Annotated in this window: 16 protein-coding genes; 7 read left to right on the top strand and 9 right to left on the bottom strand. The window is 70.4% G+C overall.

The annotated features are described in order from the left end of the window. The first annotated feature begins 56 nt into the window (after nucleotides 1-56). Nucleotides 57-1,316 (top strand): MFS transporter, encoded by a 1,260-nt coding sequence (locus V2J85_RS02920; protein ID WP_261953262.1) that lies wholly within the window; start codon nucleotides 57-59, stop codon nucleotides 1,314-1,316. A gap of 83 nt (nucleotides 1,317-1,399) precedes the next feature. On the opposite strand, the gene V2J85_RS02915 is transcribed toward V2J85_RS02920, so the two are convergent. Both V2J85_RS02915 and V2J85_RS02910 read right to left on the bottom strand, forming a co-directional pair. Beyond that, entirely contained in the window at nucleotides 1,400-2,641 is a 1,242-nt protein-coding gene (locus tag V2J85_RS02915) for a serine hydrolase domain-containing protein (RefSeq protein ID WP_261953263.1), read from the bottom strand. A gap of 64 nt (nucleotides 2,642-2,705) precedes the next feature. Further along, complete coding sequence (locus V2J85_RS02910; RefSeq protein WP_330820751.1) at nucleotides 2,706-3,368, bottom strand: DUF4097 family beta strand repeat-containing protein; 663 nt, start codon at nucleotides 3,366-3,368, stop codon at nucleotides 2,706-2,708. Nucleotides 3,369-3,647: 279 nt separating this feature from the next. Between V2J85_RS02910 and V2J85_RS02905 the strand changes: the two genes are divergently transcribed. The 4 genes from V2J85_RS02905 to V2J85_RS02890 all read left to right on the top strand — a co-directional run bounded on the left by V2J85_RS02905 (nucleotide 3,648) and on the right by V2J85_RS02890 (nucleotide 8,918). Then, on the top strand, nucleotides 3,648-4,409 hold the full coding sequence (locus V2J85_RS02905; RefSeq protein WP_330820750.1) for a GbsR/MarR family transcriptional regulator: 762 nt from the start codon (nucleotides 3,648-3,650) through the stop codon (nucleotides 4,407-4,409). 539 nt (nucleotides 4,410-4,948) lie between these two features. Next, nucleotides 4,949-5,314 (top strand): hypothetical protein, encoded by a 366-nt coding sequence (locus V2J85_RS02900; RefSeq protein ID WP_261953266.1) that lies wholly within the window; start codon nucleotides 4,949-4,951, stop codon nucleotides 5,312-5,314. After that, the gene (locus V2J85_RS02895; RefSeq protein ID WP_261953267.1) at nucleotides 5,311-7,434 is read left to right on the top strand and encodes a bifunctional polysaccharide deacetylase/glycosyltransferase family 2 protein; all 2,124 of its coding nucleotides are present in this window, start codon (nucleotides 5,311-5,313) and stop codon (nucleotides 7,432-7,434) included. Before V2J85_RS02900 ends, V2J85_RS02895 begins: the two co-directional genes overlap by 4 nt. A 77-nt stretch (nucleotides 7,435-7,511) precedes the next feature. Further along, nucleotides 7,512-8,918 (top strand): LCP family glycopolymer transferase, encoded by a 1,407-nt coding sequence (locus V2J85_RS02890; RefSeq protein ID WP_419836729.1) that lies wholly within the window; start codon nucleotides 7,512-7,514, stop codon nucleotides 8,916-8,918. A 145-nt stretch (nucleotides 8,919-9,063) separates the two neighbouring features. Here V2J85_RS02890 and V2J85_RS02885 read toward each other — a convergent pair whose 3' ends face one another. The 4 genes from V2J85_RS02885 to V2J85_RS02870 all read right to left on the bottom strand — a co-directional run bounded on the left by V2J85_RS02885 (nucleotide 9,064) and on the right by V2J85_RS02870 (nucleotide 12,741). Beyond that, entirely contained in the window at nucleotides 9,064-9,735 is a 672-nt protein-coding gene (locus V2J85_RS02885) for a DUF4142 domain-containing protein (RefSeq protein ID WP_261953269.1), read from the bottom strand. A gap of 188 nt (nucleotides 9,736-9,923) precedes the next feature. Then, nucleotides 9,924-10,235: a helix-turn-helix transcriptional regulator gene (locus tag V2J85_RS02880; RefSeq protein WP_261957247.1), complete on the bottom strand. Its 312-nt coding sequence runs from the start codon at nucleotides 10,233-10,235 to the stop codon at nucleotides 9,924-9,926. Nucleotides 10,236-10,763: 528 nt separating this feature from the next. After that, nucleotides 10,764-11,786, bottom strand: coding sequence for an acyl-CoA dehydrogenase family protein (locus V2J85_RS02875; protein ID WP_330820528.1), 1,023 nt, complete (start codon nucleotides 11,784-11,786; stop codon nucleotides 10,764-10,766). 658 nt (nucleotides 11,787-12,444) lie between these two features. Beyond that, complete coding sequence (locus tag V2J85_RS02870) at nucleotides 12,445-12,741, bottom strand: SHOCT domain-containing protein (protein ID WP_261953271.1); 297 nt, start codon at nucleotides 12,739-12,741, stop codon at nucleotides 12,445-12,447. A gap of 421 nt (nucleotides 12,742-13,162) precedes the next feature. On the opposite strand from V2J85_RS02870, the gene V2J85_RS02865 reads away from it, so the two are divergent. After that, a complete protein-coding gene (locus V2J85_RS02865) occupies nucleotides 13,163-13,987 on the top strand; it encodes a YcxB family protein (RefSeq protein WP_330820527.1) in 825 nt (274 codons plus the stop codon). A 48-nt stretch (nucleotides 13,988-14,035) separates the two neighbouring features. Here the strand turns inward: V2J85_RS02865 and V2J85_RS02860 are convergent, their stop codons facing one another. From V2J85_RS02860 to V2J85_RS02850, 3 genes are all read right to left on the bottom strand, one after another. After that, nucleotides 14,036-14,929, bottom strand: coding sequence for a universal stress protein (locus V2J85_RS02860; protein WP_330820526.1), 894 nt, complete (start codon nucleotides 14,927-14,929; stop codon nucleotides 14,036-14,038). Between the two features lie 192 nt (nucleotides 14,930-15,121). Further along, nucleotides 15,122-16,000 (bottom strand): universal stress protein, encoded by an 879-nt coding sequence (locus V2J85_RS02855; protein WP_261953274.1) that lies wholly within the window; start codon nucleotides 15,998-16,000, stop codon nucleotides 15,122-15,124. 76 nt (nucleotides 16,001-16,076) lie between these two features. Continuing rightward, nucleotides 16,077-16,751, bottom strand: coding sequence for a CBS domain-containing protein (locus V2J85_RS02850; RefSeq protein WP_261953275.1), 675 nt, complete (start codon nucleotides 16,749-16,751; stop codon nucleotides 16,077-16,079). A 224-nt stretch (nucleotides 16,752-16,975) separates the two neighbouring features. Between V2J85_RS02850 and V2J85_RS02845 the strand changes: the two genes are divergently transcribed. Continuing rightward, entirely contained in the window at nucleotides 16,976-17,866 is an 891-nt protein-coding gene (locus tag V2J85_RS02845) for a DUF1918 domain-containing protein (RefSeq protein WP_261953276.1), read from the top strand. Nucleotides 17,867-18,172 lie beyond the last annotated feature (306 nt).

Genomic DNA, 18,172 nt, shown 5'->3' with positions numbered 1-18,172 from the left:
CGGGTACGGAGACCAGGGCTGACAGGGCAACGGAGGGCGCCACGAGCGTGGTGCGCGTGGTGGCACGCAGGCTGCTGCCGCTGCTGTTCGTGCTGTACGTCGTCAACTTCCTGGACCGCGCCAACATCGGCGTCGCCGCATTGACGATGAACGCCGATCTGGGGCTGAGCGCCACCGCCTACGGCACCGCCGCCGGGATCTTCTTCCTCGGCTATGTGCTCTTTCAGGTCCCGGCGGCGGTGGCGTTGAAGCGGTTCGGCGCCCGCCGCTGGCTGTGCTGTGTGATCACCGCCTGGGGTGTGTGCTCGGCCGCCACCGCGTTCGTCACCGACGCACAGGGGCTCTATCTGACCCGGTTCGTGCTGGGGCTGACCGAGGCCGGATTCTTCCCCGGCGTCGTCGCCTACCTGGCCGCCTGGTTCCCCTGCCGCCAGCGCACCCGCGCGCTGGCGCTGTTCTTGCTGGCCATCCCGGTCTCCAACATGGTCGGGCTGCCGGTCTCGGGTCTGCTCGTCGACCACTTTTCCCTCTTCGGTCTCAGTGGCTGGCGGTCGATGTTCCTGATCGAGGGCGCCCCCGCCGTCGTCCTGGGCGTCGCCGCACTGCGCCTGCTGACCGACACGCCACGCGATGCGACCTGGCTGACGGCACCCCAACGCGAGGAACTCGAAGCCCTGTTGACCCAGGGCGCCCCGCCCTCATCGACGGACCGGACCACGCTCGGTCACGCCGCGCACTTCACCGTGGTGAATGCGGGCCCGAGCTTCGCCGCGTACGCCCTGCAGTTCTTCCTGCCCAAGGTCACCGCCTCCCTCTTCCCCGGCGCCGGGGCGTCCGCCGCATCCGCGCTCGCAGCCCTGCCGTCCGTCTTCACCGCCGTTGCCATGCTCGCGTGGAGCCGTCACGGCGACCGGGTGAGCCTCCGGACGTACCTCATCGCCGCGCCCATCGCGGCCGCCGCAGCCGCCATTTCCCTGGCCGCACTCTCACCCGCACCCGTCCTCACCCTGGCTGCGCTGACCGTGGCCGGGACAGGGATTCTGACCGCGGTTCCTGCCTTCTGGAGCCGGTGCACCGCGATCCTGTCCGGCCCCCGCGCGGCGACGGCCCTCGCCGGCGTCAACGCGGCCAGCAGCCTCGCCAGCTTCGCGGGCCCCTATGTCACCGGCCTCCTCACCGACACCACCGGCGGCTACCGGGCCGCGTACTCCGTCATCGCCTGTGCCCTGGCGGTGTCGTTGGCCGCGGCCCTCCGCCTCCCCGGCGCACCGGTCGGCATCCACCGAGCGCTGGCGCCGACCCGCACCCGTGGCTGAGCCCCCGACGGGCGCAAGCGGAGGGAGAGTCCGTCATCCCGCAAGCGCGGAGGGCCGAGGGCGCACCGGGTGTGGGGGCGGTGTCAGTCGTCGATGGCCTGGTAGAGCGTGGTCCAGAAGTCGTGCATGAGCCGCACCGAATGCGGGACGGACGCCCCGACCTGGGTGAGCAGGATGCCGGTGAGCTGGTTGGCCGGATCGGCGTAGGTCGAGGTGCCGCTTCCGCCGTCCCAGCCGAACTGGCCGAGGGGTGCGTAGTCGCCGCGGTAGGTGCGCACCGCCATCCCGAAGCCCCAGCCGCCGTGCTGCCCTTGGCCGAAGGACACATGGACGTTGTCGCGGGCCAGGGCGGTCCGGGCGGCGTTCTGCTCGGGCGTGAGGCGGTTGGTGGTCATCAGCTCGACGGCGGCCCGGGACAGGATCCGCTCGCCCCGGTGTATCCCGCCGTTCAGCAGCATCCGGAAGTAGGCGTGGTAGTCGTCAGCGGTGGAGACCAGCCCACCGCCACCGCCCTGGAACGCCGGAGGCGAGCTCCACCGCCCTCCCTCGGCCTCGTCCCAGACGGTGAACTCCCCGGTCTGCGGGTCGGGGGCGTAGAGGGTCGGCATCCGATCGATCTTGTCGGCGGGCACATGGAAACCGGTGTCCTGCATCCCCAGCGGCTCGAAGATGCGCTCGCGCAGGAACGTCTCGAAGGACTGGCCGGTGACCCTGGCGACGAGCACGCCGACCAGATCGCTGCTGATCTGGTACTGCCAGCGCTCGCCGGGCTGATGCATCAGCGGAAGCGTGCCCAGGCGACGCATCCACTCGTCCGGCTCGGGCATCGGCTCCGGCAGATTGGGCGTGAGCCCCTGCTCGAAGACCGCGCCCATGATCGGAGTGCCCAGCACCGTCATATCCATACCGAGCCCGAATGTGGAGGTGAGCACGTCCCGTACGGTGATCGGCCGCCGCGCCGGCACGGTGTCGTCGAGCGGACCGTCGATCCGCTTCAGCACCTGTCGGTCGGCGAGTTCCGGCAACCACGGCTCCACCGGGTCGTCAAGGCGCAGCCGGCACTCGTCCAGCAGGACCATCGCCGCCGCGATCGAGACCGGCTTGGACGTCGAGGCCATCCGGAAGATCGTGTCCCGGCGCATCGGCGCGCCGCCGTCATGACGCATCGTCCCGACCGCTTCGACGTGCGTCTGGTCGCCCCGGCTGACCAGGGCGACGAGCCCGGGAATCTTTCCGGACTCCACATGCCGTGCCAGCACGTCGCGCACCTTGCGCAGCCCTGTGTCGGAGAAACCGCTGTGCCGGCCGGTGAGGTTGGGGGACATGACTGTGTGCTCCTTGTGGGATGTGCGGGTGGGTGGTTGTCGAGGGGTGTTCGTTGGGGGTGGGTCAGAGGCTGTGGGCGGTGATGTCGCCGTGGGAGGTGGTGGCGCGGATGTCGAGGTCGGCGGTGCCGTCGTTCTTGAGGGCGTTGCTGATGCGGCCGTAGCTGGTGCCGGCGTCCAGGGGGGCGGAGACTCCGGCGGCGGCGCCGACGGTGATGTCGCCGGATTGGGTGCCCAGTACGACCGTGCCGCCCGTGGCCTGGGTGATGCGGATGTCGCCTCGTGTGGTGGTGATCTTCGCGGTTCCGCCCAGTCGGCCGACTTCGACGTCGCCGTCGACCGCGGTGAGGTGCAGGCTTGCGGTCTCGTCCAGCTTGATCTGGCGGTATGCGCCGTCGAAGGTGACGTCGCCGAGGCGGCCCAGGGTGCGGAGTTCGGCGGCGGCTGTCTTGGCCTGGATGCGGGAGCCGGTGGGCAGCTTGACCGTTACCTCGATGGATCCGGAGGGGCCGAGGTACTGGTTCTTCGCCGCGTTCTCGATCCGCAGGACGCCGTCGTCGAAGGCGATGGTGGTCTGTTCCGCTGCCTTCACATCGCGGCTTTTCGAGGCGTTGGCCGGCAGGACCTCCACGGTGGTGTCGGTCCGGTCCGCGGCGATCAACTGCACGCGTCCGGCGGGGATTTCCAGGACGGCGGCGATCGGGGTGGGGGTGGTGAACTTCTGCATCATGCTCTCCCTTGAGACGTGCGGCTCGCTGTTTCCGAACGGTGGAAACACTACGTTGCTTTCCAGTACACGGCAACGAGATCTTTGCTTCGATGCAGCATTCATGCAGGTCAAGGGCCAATAATCATTGCAACGTTCTCTCGTTTAACGCAACGACCGAAGGGCCAGCCGTTGCAATGCGTTGAAGATGAACGCTATGGTGAAGGCGCCAGGGAGCAGGAACAGGATCAGGAACGTCGAGCAGCGCCATGGGTATCCGTGGGCATGAAGGGGGTTGTGATGCCGGGAGGCAGGCTCACCCAGTCCGAACGCCAGCAGATCGCGGTGGGTTTGGCCGACGGCCTGCCCTACGCCGAGATCGCCCGGCGTCTGGAGCGTCCGACCTCCACGATCACGCGTGAGGTGATGCGCAACGGCGGCCCCAGCGGCTACCGCGCCGACCTGGCCCAGCGTGCCACCCAACAACGCACCCAGCGCCGCAAGCAGACCCCAGCCCAGGGATCGCAGGCGCTACCGCAACCCCATGGACGCGACGCCGAAGCCGTGCGCGACTACCAGGAGAGGCTCACCACCGTCTTCATGACCTCCGGCCTGCCCAAGATGATGGCCCGGGTACTGGGTTGCCTCTACACCACCGACACCGGCAGCCTGACCGCCGCCGAACTCGCCCAACGCCTCAACGTCAGCCCGGCATCGATCTCCAAAGCCATCACCTTCCTCGAAGGCCTGGCCCTCGTCCGCCGAGAACGCGACCAACGCCGCCGCGAACGCTACGTCGTCGACGACGACCTGTGGTACCAATCCATGCTCCGCAGCGCCCGCGCCAACGACGAGTTCATCGACACCGCACGACAAGGCATCACCATCCTCGGCCAGGGCACCCCGGCCGCCAACCGCCTCGAAAACGCCGCCCGCTTCCTCGACTTCGTCAGCGAAGCACTCATCCGCGCCGCAGAACAAGGCCGCGAAGTCCTCTACACCAGAACCCAAACCACCACCCCGCAGGACGACACCACCACACCACGCTCGGATCACGCATAGCCAACCGTCTCGACCGTCACAGCCAGCGGCGCCCTGCGGCCGATCGGGTGTCGGCATGGGTGACCGTGATGTCGACGTCGTACGTGTCATTCATCACGACGTCGAAGGCCAGATGGCCTGTTGCCGTGCCACCCGGGTGCCCGAGTAGGGTCGGGGGCTGCGTGATGGCTGAGGGCTGCACCCTGGCCTCCCGGCCCTTGTGAAGGCACATGCGTACGTGGCTTTCCCGGCCCCACCCGGGAAGGGCGCAGGGCATGCGCACGTAGGGGAACCGCCCGTACGCGCCGGGCACCGGGATGCGGCTCCGACGTCTCACGGGCAGTACAGCGGGCCCCCGGGTCCGTACCCCCACACACAAAGAGTCGCGCGTGCGCGGCCACACATCAGGAGCACCAGTGCAGGGCATCCCCCACATAGCCAGCACACCGCACGACGGGCGATTGTCGTCCGTACCCCCTGCCCGCAGGGAGCCGTACACGGCGCAGCACACCGGGCAGGACATGACACCGCGCATGCCGCCCCGCGGCGCGGCGCCTCGCGTGACCCCGGCGGCACGGCGTCCCGAGGCCGAAGCCTCCCAACTCCCCGTCTTCATCGGCCAGTCGGGCTGGCGCAGGTGGACGGTGCAGGGCGTGGCCCTGGCCGTGGGATGCGGCTGCCTCGGGTATCTGCTGTTCGTCGGCACGCTGATCAGCGGACTCCGGCAGCCCGTCGGCACGCACCCGCCGAGCATGAACGCACCGGTGCCTGCCGGCCCGGACACCGGCGGGTCGCAGCACGACCACGGCGTACCGGCCCGAGCCGAGGCGCACCGACCGCTGGCGAGGGCCCACGCGGACCGCGACGACCACCACCGCCCGCCGGCCGGCAGATCCGCCCCGTCGGCCGGAGGCCCGAAGCAGTGAGCGGGCACTCCGCCGCTGTTCGACGCCCGCCGCGCGGACACTGGCTCGTCCTCCTGCTGGTCCTCCTGGTGGTCGCCGTCACCCTCCTCTTCGAGGGCTGGACGACCCATCAGGTCGACGCCGCGCGCACCAAGCCGCCGTGCACCCGGCCGATCCCGCACGCGGCGGACGACGGGAAGCCGCTGCTGCGGTTCGGCCCGAAGGGGGTCGCCACCGCGGCCATGCCGCCGGGGACCGTCGCGCTCACCTTCGACGGCGGGTTCGACCCGGTGTGGACGCCGCGCCTGCTCGACCTGCTGCACAGGCACCACGTGCGGGCGACCTTCTTCGTGTACGGGAAGGACGCGGCCCAGCACCCGAAGCTCATCCGGCGGATCCTGCGCGAGGGGCACGAGATCGGCTCGTACACCTACAGTGGCGGCGACCTCGGTGTCGCCTCACCGCTGCGCGCGCGGCTTGAGCTGTCGCTCACCCAGAGCGCTCTCGCGGGGGCGGCCGGCATCAACACCACCCTGCTGCGGCTGCCGCACACCACGGCCGCGGACACGCTCTGCGGCGCCGAGTGGCCGGCCGCGAAGCGCGCGGCGGCACAGGGGTATCTGGTGGTCGCCTCGGACCACAAGGACCGCAAGCCGTGGCGGGGGCTGGTGACACAGCACAGCCAGACCGACCTGGGCTACCACGAGGCCGAGGATCTTCTGGGGGACCGCAGCGTGAAGCGGTTCACCACCATCAGCGGCGGCCTCGGCCGGCTCTCCTTCCTCGACGAGGTCCCGGTCACCCAGGAGATCAAGGGTGAGGGCCTGATCTTGTCGCAGCGGCTCGGGCACGCCTTCCTCACCGTGATGGTGTGGACGCTGACCCTCGCGGGTGTGCTCGGCGTCCTGCGGATGCTCCTGTTCGCGGTGTTCGCCCGGCTCCACGTGCGCAGGCTGCACCGGTACCGGCCCGGCGCACCGCGGCTGCGCGAAGTGCGGGACCCGGTGACGGTCCTGGTGCCCGCGTACAACGAGGAGGCCGGCATCGCCTCCACCGTGTACTCGCTGCTCGCCTCCACCCACCCGCACTTGCAGATCATCGTGATCGACGACGGCTCGACCGATGCCACCGCGGACATCGCCGAGCGCATCGACGACCCGCGGGTGACGGTGATCCGGCAGCCCAACGGCGGCAAGCCCAGCGCCCTCAACACCGGCCTGGCGCACGCCCGGTACGACATCGTCGTCATGGTCGATGCGGACACCATCTTCGAACCCGCGGCGCTGGCCCGGCTGATCCAGCCGCTCGCCCACCCGGCGGTCGGTGCGGTCAGCGGCAACACCAAGGTCGGCAACCGGCGCCGCCTGCTGGGCAAATGGCAGCACCTGGAGTACGTCCTCGGCTTCAACCTCGACCGGCGGATGTTCGAGGTCCTGGAGTGCATGCCGACGGTGCCGGGGGCGATCGGCGCCTTCCGCAGGGACGCGCTGATGGGCGTCGGCGGCGTCAGCGACCAGACCCTGGCCGAGGACACCGACCTCACGATGGCGCTCTGGCGGGCCGGCTGGCGCGTCGTCTACGAGGAGTCCGCGGTCGCCTGGACCGAAGTGCCCAGCACCGTACGGCAGTTGTGGCGGCAGCGCTACCGCTGGTGCTACGGCACCCTCCAGTCGATGTGGAAGCACCGGCACGCGGTGACGGAGGTCGGCCCCGCCGGACGCTTCGGCCGTCGCGTGCTGCTCTACGTCACGCTGTTCCAGATCGTGCTGCCGCTGTGCGCACCGGTCGTGGACATGTTCGCCCTCTTCGGGGCGCTGTTCCGCGACCCCGTGGAGGCCGCCCTCGTCTGGTTCGGGTTCCTCGCCGTCCAGTTGGTCACCGCCGCGTACGCGCTACGGCTCGACCGCGAACGGCTGCGCGTGCTGTGGGTGCTGCCGCTCCAGCAGTTCGTCTACCGGCAGTTGATGTACCTGGTGGTCATCCACTCGGTGATCACGGCGCTGCTCGGCACCCGCCTGAAGTGGCACAGCATGAAGCGCACCGGAACCGCCGACCCGTATCTGCTCGCGGCGCCGTCCGCGGAGACGTCCGGAGATCCGCTCGAGGAGCTGCCCCCGCGGCGGAGCCTGTCGTCGCAGTGAGGGGACGGAGGGGACCGGAGGGGAACCGGCGAGCGTCCGCGCGAGTCGGACCTGGGACGTGACCAAGGGAGTTGACCATGACAGACCCGCTTGACCAGCGGGCCGGGCGCACCACACCCACAGGGGAGCAGGGCCGGCACGGCGACGCCGGGAGTCGTCCCGTGCGCCGGGGGCCGGTGAGGGTGACGGGCGAGCTGTGGCGCCCGGAGCCGGAGGACGGACCGGGACCGTACGTCGAGCCGGAGCTCCATACCGATCCGGATCTGTACGCCGATCCGGAGCTGTATGCCGATCCGGGTCCGTACGCCGGCCAGGACCCGTCCGCGGTCCCGGAAGGCGCCGCCGCGCGTGAGCGGTTCGCCGAACGCCCCAGCTCGCGCTACGGGCCCCGGCGCGCCCACGCCCGGCAGCCGAAGAAGCGCAGGATGCTGCGGAGGGCGGTGCTCGTCCTGCTGGCCGCCGTGGTCGTCGTGGCGGGCGGCACGTACGGCTGGGCCGAGACCCGGCTCCAACGTGACGTCGACCTCGGCGCGTACGGGGACCGTCCGCCGCCCGGCGAGGGCACCAACTACCTCATCGTGGGCTCGGACAGCCGCGACGGGCTCTCCGAGGACGACGTGAAAGACCTGCACGCCGGCGGGGGCGGCGGGCGGCGCACCGACTCGATGATGTTGCTGCACACCGGGGCCCACGGAACCAGCATGGTCAGCCTGCCGCGCGACTCCTGGATCACCGTGCCCGGCCGCCTCGACACGTCGACGGGCAAGACCAAGCGGCCCGAGGGGGACAAGCTGAACGCCGCCTTCTCCTACGGCGGCCCCGAACTGCTCGTGCACACCGTCGAGAAGAACACCGGGCTGCGCGTCGACCACTATGCGGAGATCGGCTTCGCCGGGTTCGTGAACATCGTCGACGCCATCGGCGGCGTTCGGATGTGCCTGGACCGGGACATCAAGGACGAGAAGTCGGGCGCCGATCTGCGCAAGGGCTGTCACACCCTGAACGGCAAGCAGGCACTCGCCTTCGTCCGCGAGCGGCACCAGGAGAGGGAGGGCGACCTGGGCCGGTCGAGGAACCAGCAGAAGTTCCTGTCGACCCTCGCCCACCAGGCCGCCCGGCCAGACACCCTCTTCGACCCGCTGAAGATCGGTCCGGCCGTGCAGGCCGGGCTCGACACGCTCATCGTCGACAAGGGCATGAGCCTGCGCGATCTCAGCAGGATGTTCCGCGCCGTGCAGAGCGTCACGGGCGGACACGGCAAGCAGATCCACGTGCCTGTGTCCGGTATCGGTATCCCCACGCCCAAGGGCAACGTACTGAAGTGGGACGTCAGGAGGTCGGCCCGGCTCTTCGATGACCTGCGGCACGACCGGCCGGTGACGGAGACGGGGAAGACGTCCCGGCACCGGGGTGGTGCCGTCAGCCGCGCGCCGTCACCTGGCGACCGCCCGCAGCGGCGGAAGGAGCAGCAGGCCGAACGGTGACAGCGGGATCGTGCGGACCAGGAGCGGCCCCCTCACCAGTGGGGGCGCCTGGAGCAACGTCGTGCGAGTCGGCCCCCCGGCGCCCCTGCCGAGTCGTTGGTGACCACTCAGCAACGCCCCGGCGCTGTGGAGTGCCGTGGGAAGGTCATTTGGGAATGGTCGAGGCGACGTCGTCGAGGGTGGAGTCTTTGACGAGTCCGGTGTCCTCCAGGACGTCCATGTGGTCCTGGACGGTGTTGTTGGTTTGCGCGGCCAGTCGCCGGATCAGCGAGTTCTTGGTCGTGGCGCGCACCTCGCCGATGGTGATGAAGATCTTGCCGTGGGAGGCACGCAGCAGGTCCACGAAGAGCTGGTCGAACGCCTGCCCCCGGGCGTTCTTCAGCTGGTCCACCCAGCCCTGTTGTTCGGCGGTGGCCTGGTCGGGGATGGGCACGTTCAGCGCCTGGGAGTCCTCGCGGTCCAGCTCGTCGAGCTTGCTGTGCCCTTCGAGCAGATGCATACCGGCGCGCTTGATGGCTTCGCTCGATGCGTGTGTCTGGGCGAGCCGGCCCGCCGGCATCTCCCACAGGCCGGCCTGCCGGACCTTGGTGAGGAAGAGCTTGTCCAACGCGGAGACCGTGCCGGTGTTGCCCCCACCAGGGCCGGCCAGGGCCGCGCTCGCGGCCGGCAGATTGGCGGAGACGGACTCGTCGGCAGAGCTGTTCCGCTGCCACAGCCACACCGACACGGCAGCGATGGCCGTGGTGAGGGCGACTGCGGCGGCTATGAGGCGGCCGCGGTTCGAGGTGGGCCGGGGGTTTCGCGCATGAGATTTCATCGTGCCTCCTGGATTGCGCGCGACGGAGTGCCGACGGGCGCCGCCGTCCGGGCGAGGGTGGGCGGTGCCACGCTAACCGTTGCACTGGGCAAGGAAGCGGATTGATCGACGATGCTCAAATCCGGCCGCCGGCCGGTGCGCGTGAGCTACGATCCCGTTTCTTCGCGCCATGGGCAGGGGTGCCGGATCTAACCATGCCGGGCGTCGCCCACGGGTTTCCCACGCTCCACAGGAAGCTGGGTTACCTTCGAGCTGCGGTGTCGGAGGGGAGTTCGGCGAAGCGCTCGCGATAGGCGCTCGCGGTAGGCGCTCGCGAAGCGGCCCAGGTGGGAGACGCCCCACCGGTAGGCGATCGTGCCGATGGGGTCGGTGGAGGCGAGGATGTCCGCACGGATCCGGTCGAGCCGCAGGGTGCGGACGTGGGACAGGGGCGAGAGACCGAGTCGGTTGCGGAACGCCGAACTGATGGTGCGAGGGCTGCAGTGGGCGGCCTGAGCGATGTCACTGAGACTGATGTGCTCGGTGAGGTTCGCCTCGATGAACGCGAGGGCTGCGCGTACCGCACGCGGGTGGCCGGGTGGCCGGGTGGCCGGGTGGCCGGGTGGCCGGGGGGGGGAGGGCCGTCCCGCAGCTCGGCCGTGTGCGAGTGCGGCTGGGCCAGGAGCAGGGCGGTGATGAGGGCCCGCAGCTGGCTGCGCTGCACGTCCGAGCGCTGGAAGAGGGGGTCTCCCGAGTCCAGCTGTTCGACGAGGGACCGGACCGGTAGCCGCACCGCCCGGCCCTTGGACGTGGCCAGGTCCAGCGCGAAGTCAAAGCGTAGGGGGGACAGCGGCGGGTGCCCGGTCAACGCACCGAACTCCTGGTACAGCTGCTCATGTACGCCTCCAGAGCACCTGATTTCTTCGAAACCGTAAGCTCCGTCGGCGCTCCGCCTTATCCGAATCAGGCGGCGACCATCCGCCGCGCGCAATCGACTACCTGATCGGCGACCGCATCCGCGCCCTCCTGCGCTTCGACCGGCGTACGGGTCACGGCGTCAAGTCGAGGAATTCCCAGTGCGCTTGGGGTTGCGCGCCGCTGAGCCATTTCCCGCAGTTCTGCAGGACCGTGGGGCTTGACGTGATGTGCTGGGTACCCGTGCCGAGGTCACGCAGAAACCGGTCGATCGGCCCGCGCCGGATCGCCGCCGTCCCGGCCCATCGGTGCACCGTCTGACCCACCTCCTGCACGGTCCACGTCGCGTGGTTGAGCGCCAGCCTGAGCAGCGTGTCCTGCTCCGTACTCGTCAACTCGCCTGCTTCCAGGGTGTCTTCGATCCCCCGCCATACCTCCATCGCCCACGCCCGTGCCGAACGAAGCTTGGCTTCGGCCGTCGCGTACTCCGCGTGGAACTGCGCGGTGTCGACGGCGGCGTTATGTGTGCCGGATTTGGCCGCGGCGACCCTCTTCAGTTCGTCGAGCAGGCGCCGCCCGACACCCAACGCCCAACCGGTGTGTCCGATCGCGGACATGTTGACCAAGCCGAGGCGATAGATCGCGCCACCGTTGGCCGGGTCGGTCGTGGTGGCGAGATACGTGTGCGTCGCCGGTACATGCACATCGGCGCAGTGGTAATCAATGCTGTGCGTCGCACGCAGCCCGAGCACATCCCAGTTGTCGACGAGTTCCACCTGCGACTTCGGCATCGCCAGCACCCGCAGCTCCCCGGTGCCCTCGACCTGGATCGCGCTGTGGATGTGGGTGGCGTGCGCCATACCGGAGGCGAACTGCCAACTACCGCTCACCAGATAGCCACCCTCCACCGGGACGGCCCGCCCGGGCCGGGTGCCGTGCCCAGCCAACAACGCGTGGTCCCCACCCGCGACATCCGGGAACAAGTCGGCCATCGCAACAGCATCGAGATAGGCCGCAGTGGTGCCGGTCATCAACTGCAGCGCCATCATCGTCCAACCGGCCGCGGAATCGTGGTAGCTGACCCGCTCGACCGTCTCTATCAATTGGCATGGGGAGAACTCGTAGCCGCCGAGGCTCTGCGGCAGTGCGGCCCTCACGACCCCGGCACCCAGCAACGCCCGCCCGACGTCCTCGGTGAGTCTGCGAGTTCCTCGGCCGCGTCCGCGTCCGCCTCAAGCGCCCCGCCGAGTGCGTCAATCCGCTCGAGCACCGCGGGGAATTCCGGGCTGACATGCAATCCCATCGAGACCGCCATGGATGGTTGCTCCTCGCTATGAGTATTGAGTCGGCGTCACCATAAAATTGAAACCGTACAGTTCTTCGCACCGCCCCATGCCCACCGTGTCCTCACCCTCGCCGACCGCACCGCCGGCGAGGTCATCGCCCAGGCGAGCAACTGGAGACCCTGCACGACATCCGCTACGACCTGGAGAACAAGGTGGCGGCTCTGCGCAGCCTCGCCACCGAGCACCGGGAACGCCTGCGGATGAGCCTGGACGGACACTTCGAGGCCATCGAGCGCACGGCCGCCGAAGCCCTCGAAGCGGTGCCGCCCCAAGGGCGCCCGGCACCGAGCCTGATACCTGCCACGCCTGAGCGAGCCGGCCTCGCGGCGACCGGGCTCTCCGCCCGCCCACGGAGGCCCGGACGCATGCGGCCAACGAGCCATCAGGGGCTGCATTCACCCTGGCGCTGTGCGGCTCCCCGCAACATCACCACGTGCCACGTGAGGTGTGGGCATCGGGCCACTGGCCGTCACGGCTGGCCGGTACCTGTCCCGCTGGTCCAGCGTGGGGGCCCGCGGAGGGTGGCCAGGCGACGGTGGTACTCCTCCTCGTCGATCTCCCCGCGTGCGTACCGCTCCGCAAGGATCTGCTCGGGGCTGGGGCCGCCCCGAGGGGCCGGGTGCCCGTTGTGGAGGGGGCCCGATCGACTCAGTGCGCGAACGATGAGGACAACGATGAGAATGAGCAGCGCGAAGAAGAGGATCATGCTGACCGACATCGCCAGCCAGCCCCAAGCGCTCACACCGTAGCGGTCATGCCAGAACATCGAAATTCACTTCCCGCGTCGCGCGGGTGCGGGCCCATTGCCCGCAGCTGACCTCACTTCCATGTTCCCTCCCTCTGGGCTGCGGGGCCACGGGCCCGGAGGCCGTCCGCGGCACCGAAGCGGTCGGGGCGCCGACCGATCCACCACCTCCGTCATGCACGGCTCCATGAACGATCACGCCACAGCGGCCCCGGAGTCCTGTCTCACGGCCCTGGTCTCGATGACGTACGGCGCCGACCACCGCCGGTCGCGGGAGTGGCTGAAAATGCCTCTACGATCCGGTTGATCACCGAACTGTGGAGGGGACATGGCCGAGGGCCGGGAAACAGATGCGGTCGCTGAGAGACCGGTGGAGCTGGCCTACCGGCCGACCGTCGGCGAATTGGCGTCCGCGCTGCGGGCACGCGCGAGAAGCACCGGCGTGGGACGCTTTCAGCGCGGGGCGCTGGTCTGGACGGTGGCGGTCTCGACCGTCGGCGCCCTGCTGTCGGCGGCTGGCTCCGGCCGCCATGGCACACGGTGGGAGCTGTATGTGGGGGTGGTGGTCTTCGTCGTCTTCATGACCGCGGTGCCGTGGTTGCAGGCGCGCCGCCTCCATCGGCTCGCCGAACGGCAGGGGGACATCCGCGGGACGGTCGACGACACCGGGGTCCGGATCACCACCGCGCACAGCTCGGGCAGCCACGACTGGCACCTCTACTCGCGCTATGTCGAGACGCCGGAGCTGTTCGTGCTGCTCAGCGCCGACAAGTCCGCCGTCGGTTTCGTCGTCCTGCCCAAGCGGGCCGTGGCGGACCCGGAGGAGGTGGACCGGCTCCGGGCGGTCCTCGACCGGCGGCTGGTGCGTGCGGACGCCGCCGGGGCGCCCGGAAGCCCGCGGAGCCGGGGCGCGGCCGTCGGCCGCGGGGCCGGTTCTGTCGGACTGTTGCTGCTGGGGCTGCTGCTGTTCTTCTTCGCCTTCGCCGCCGTCCAACAGGCCGCGCACCCGGACCGCTTTCCCGGGCTCCAGAACAACACCGCCCCGATATCGGCCGTCATGCTGGGACTGGGGACGCTTGCGGTCGCCGGGGCTTGGTGGCTCGTACGGCGGATGACGGCCATGCGGACCGTGACCGCCGTGCTTGCCGTCCTCGTCCTGCTGGCCGGTGGCGCCGCCCTGTACCGCGTGGGGCCGATGCTCCACTGCTGGGGCTCGGACCGGATCGCCCGTGGGCCCGAGGGCACCTACGTCTGCTACGACTTCTGAACGGGCCACGGACTTCGGGGTGGGCCGTGCCGCTGGTTGAGATCGTCTTCAGTGGGGGACGACCGCGACCGGAGCCGGGCAGTGGTGCAGGAGGGCATGAGCGATGTGCCCGATGCGGGGTGGGAGCGCCCTCGGCGAGGGCGTGTGCCGACCGACGACGACGAGGGCGGCCCGGCTCCCGGCTTCCAGGAGGTGGCGGGCCGGCTGCCCGATGACGGCCTGCTCCGCCACGTCCACGGTCGGGTACTTCTCGCGCCAGGGCCCCAGCGTCCGGCGCAAGGTCGCCTGCTCTTCGGCCGCGATGTCGGCGTCCTCGTTCGGGTCGGCGCCGACGGCGTAGAACATCGGAGGGTTCCAGCCGTGCACCACGATCAAAGGAGCGACGCGCAGCGCCGCCGCGTCGAAGGCGAAGCGGATGACGTCGTCGCAGGGCCGACCGAGGTCGAGGCCGAGGACCACCGGCCATGGGGAGGCCGCCCCGGAAGGGTGTCCCCGGTGCGGCCCGTCGTCCGCCGCCCGGGCCCGTACCACGACGACGGGGCGCTCACTGTGTGCCACCGTGGCCAGCGCGACCGAGCCGAGCAGGAACCCGGCGACCGGGCCGATGCCGACGGTGCCGATCACCAGGAGTTCTGCCGCTTGGGCGGCTTCGCACAGAACCTCCGGGGGAGGGCCGGTGAGCCGCTCCGCAGTGATGTCGAGGCCCGGATGGCGGTGGTGCAGCCAGGTGGTCACCTCCTGCGGTACGCCCTCGGACCAGCGTCGGGCGGCCTCCGGGCCCTCTGGTGGCGGATGGGAGTAGGGCTGCCATTCCCCTGCGTGGACGAGCCGCAGTGGTGCGTCCCGGAGCTGTGCTTCCCGGGCACCCCAGTCGGCGGCGGCGAGGCCGGCCGGTGATCCGTCCACGCCGACGGCCACGGGGCGGGGGACAGGGCTGGTCATGGCGTACCTCCGGAGCGAGAGCTGCGGTCTCCGATGCCCCTTGCCCGGCGTGCCCGGCTTCGGGGAGGGGCCGCGGGGCCTGGCCGCGGGCCGACCGGTCCAACGGGCTGTGGGGCGCGCTCGCCGGCCTGCCGCGCAGGGCATGCCGCCTGGGCGATACGCGAAGGGAATGGGCTTCCTGGACGGTCACGGTCACTCCCGGCGGCGGACCACCGCGACAGGGCAGTGCGAGTGATGGAGGACGGCCTGGCTGACGGAGCCCAGGAGGAGGCCCGCGAAGCCACCCCGGCCACGTGCTCCCACCACCAGCAACTGGGCGCTGCGGCTCGCTTCGATCAGGGCGGGCCGGATACGGGACTCCATCAGGCTCCTGCGCACGGTGACCTCCGGGTACCTGACCTGATGGCCGGACAGCGATTCGGCGAGCAACCGCTCCTCCTCGTCGTGAAGCCGGTCGAGGTTCACCACCATCCTCCGCAGATCGCCGGGGGTCTCATAGGCGCGTTCGGTCCAGGTGTTCCACACGCGCAGGGCGAGCAACCCCGCCTCTCGCAGCGACGCCTCGGCGAACGCGAAGCCCACCGCTTCCGCACCCTCGGGTGAGCCGTCGACCGCCAGGAGCACAGGTCCCTCGGGCGCTGGTCTGCCCCGGACCACCATGACCGGGCACGCGCCGTGCGCCGCGAGGTGGACGGCCGTGGATCCCACGAGCAGACCGGCGAAACTGCCGAGCCCACGGCTGCCGACCACGATCAACTCGGCGGCGTGTGACTGGACTTCGAGTGCCGAGAGCGGATCGTCGATGACGACGGTGTGGGTGACGTCCACCGCTGGTTCCAGGTTCTGCGCGTGTGCCACGGCCTCGGCGACGATGTGCTCGGCCAAGTCGCGCAGCCCGGACTCGGCCGGCCCGAGCCTGGTGCGGCCGAGCGGCGTGTCCCGGGCCGGCCAGCCGAACGCGTGCACCACGCGCAGCGCGGTGCCGCGCAGGTGTGCTTCGTGCGCGGCGACCTCCACCGCGGCGAAGCTCGATTCCGAGCCGTCGAACCCCACCACCACCGGGTCACTCATCACCGACTCCCTTCTGCGCGGTGCACCGTCCGTCGCCCCGCGGGTACGAGGCCCGCTGCGTGCGGAGGGGGACGGCTCAGGTCCCGACGGAGGCCCCGCGGGTGTCGTCGGTTTCGTACGCGAGGTGCTCGGAGACCGAGATGACGCCGTCCACGCTGTGGCACAGCCGCGTGAGGACGGGGATGAGGCCCTTGGCCGGGACGGTTCCGGTGAGGGTGACCTGCCCTTCGCGTACCTCGACGGTCACCCCGGAAGGGGCGAGGCCCAGGGTCCGGTGCAGCAGATCCTGGGTGATCTCGGCGCGGATCGCGTTGTCGGGGCGCAGGAAGATCCGCAGGAGGTCGGCGCGGCTGACGATGCCCACCAGCTTGTCGGTCTCGTCCACCACGGGAAGGCGCTTGACGTTCTGGACCGCCATCAGGCGGGCTGCCTCGACCACGGTCCATTCCTCACGCGCGCACACCGCGGGAGCCGACATCAGCTCTTCCGCCCGTGCTCCTTCGGCCTTGGCCCGTTCCCAGGCCTCGAGGTGCGGGATCGGCGTCCGGCCGGCGGGATCGGCCTGGTCCGCCGACTTGCGGAGCAGGTCCGCCTCGGAGACCACGCCCATCGGGCGGCCTGCCGCATCCACCACCGGGACCGCGGTGACGTCGTGCTCCGCCAGCGTCCTGACGATCTCCTTGAACGGTGTCTGCGGCGGTACCTGGATGACGCCCCTGGTCATGAGTTCCCCGACCGTTCGGTGATGCATGTCCTTCTCCCTCCGGCGGATCATGAGAGCGGTCGCCTGGCCACCTCTCCATCCTGACCCGGTGCCTTCCGCGCCGGATGAGCCGACCGGCCCTTTCGGCGGCGGGAAGCCGCATCAGGTCCGTTCGGCCCTGGCGTGAGGCCGGGTGGGCGCATGCCGTCGGCCTGCCGCTGTGCCACGTTGAAAGCAGGAATGTCACGGCAGCGTCGGAGAGCGGTGAGGACATGCGAGCGCACATCGGAGACCAGCTCGTGGTGGAGAGCCCGTCCACGGGCGCCGTCAGGCGGGACGGCGAAATCGTCAGGGTTCCTCACGAGGACGGGACTCCGCCCTACGAGGTGCGCTGGGCGGACACGAATGAGGTGACCCTCGTCTTCCCGGGGCCGGACGCGCACGTCCAGCACCTCTCACATCCGCCGGAGGCCGAGCGGCCCCGGCCGACGCCGGCGGAGTCGGACAAGCCCGCCCTGTGGCCGTTCGACCCCGGTGACGTCGGGCGTCGGGTGGCCCATGAGCGCAGGCGGCAGAGGCTCACCCGGGCGGAGGTGGCCGAGCGCAGTGGCATTTCGGCGTCCTACCTGGCCTACCTGGAGGAACGGCCGGCGAATCCGACCAGCGGCACACTCAACGGCCTGGCCGGTGCGCTGGGCACCACCGTGCGGCAGCTGCGCGGTGCCGGGGTCGATCTGCCGCCCGGTGGCGGCGAGGCCGGGTACCACCCCGAATTGCGGGAGCTCGATCCCGAGGAATGCCGGAGCCGGCTGTCGACGCACGGGGTGGGACGCATCGCGGTGATGACGGCCGACGGGCTGACGGTGGTCCCGGTGAATTACGAGGTCGTCGACGGGGCGATCGCCTATCGGACCGCGCCGGGCACGGCTCCGGCAGCGGCGGTGGGGGAGAAGGTGGCTTTCGAGGTCGACCACGTGGACGAGGCCATGAGTCGGGGCTGGAGCGTGCTCGTCCTCGGCCCGGCCCGTGCCGTCACCGAACCCGAGGCCGTGCGCCGGCTGACCGAGCGGGCCCATACGAAGCCCTGGGCAGGCGGTGAACGACCGCTGTGGGTGCTCATCGAGCCCGAGCGCCTCACGGGACGACGCATCCACACCGACTGAGTCACCGCCACGGGCCGAGGGAGGCTTCGGTGACCGCACAACGGCTGTCCGAGGCGCCGGCAGCGGCGCGTCACCGCGGCGTGGGTGCTCGTGCGCGCCTCGAACTCCTCCGCCGTCTCTCCGCACGCCGCAGACAGGACCTGTTCGAGCGGATCCGGCCGGACGGTCCGCCGGCCTGTCCGCCACCGGGTGCGCCTCTCAACGGCCGCCGCCACGATGAAGCCATGGTTCCCCTGGTACTTCGCGCTCCCGGTCATCTCCTGGCCGGAGTGCAAGGCCCCCGCGACACGTGTTACCGCGGACCAC

It is taken from the genome of Streptomyces bugieae, assembly GCF_036352915.1.
Taxonomy (GTDB): Bacteria; Actinomycetota; Actinomycetes; order Streptomycetales; family Streptomycetaceae; genus Streptomyces; species Streptomyces endophytica.
Note: the sequence above shows the minus strand (reverse complement) of the source record. Positions and strands in the feature narration are given on the sequence as shown.